Below are 621 nucleotides of genomic sequence, written 5' to 3' on the forward strand. Positions count from 1 at the left end.
AACGAATAATGGGGGTTAAACATGTTTATCCATATCGTCGGGCCTGGTGATTCTTTGTTTTCGATAGGCAGAAGATACGGTGATTCTGTTGATCAAATACGGGGTGTGAATGGTTTAGATGAAACGAATATCGTGCCGGGGCAGGCTCTGCTTATCCCTCTTTATGTATATACAGTCCAGCCGGGAGATACGCTTACCGCCATTGCAGCCAAAGCGTTTGTGCCATTAGAGCGACTGCGAGCCGCCAATCCGGGCATCAGCCCAAGTGCTTTACAAGCGGGAACAAAAATAACGATTCCTTCGATCTCAAATTACATTGCGGGGACATTGAGTTTTTATGTGCTCCGAAATCCTGACCTCGATCGGGAGCTGATCAATGATTATGCGCCATACTCGTCTTCAATTTCGATTTTTGAATATCATATTGCACCTAACGGCGACATTGCAAACCAGTTAGATGATGCGGCCGCTATTGAAACAACATGGCAAAGACGAGTCACGCCGCTGGCAACAATAACGAACCTTACATCAGGAGGCTTCAGTACGGAGATTGTTCACCAAGTGCTAAACAATCCCACAGCGAGAACCAATCTGGTCAACAATATTTATTACTTAGTTTCC

1 protein-coding gene is annotated in these 621 nt (G+C 45.6%); it reads left to right on the plus strand.

Annotated elements, in window-relative coordinates; all coding sequences use genetic code 11:
* Nucleotides 1-21: 21 nt before the first annotated feature.
* On the plus strand, nt 22-621 hold a 600-nt coding region (locus tag ACWHAR_RS28940; protein ID WP_452088682.1), incomplete at its 3' end, for a LysM peptidoglycan-binding domain-containing protein.

Source organism: Bacillus sp. LR--39 (genome assembly GCF_053613335.1).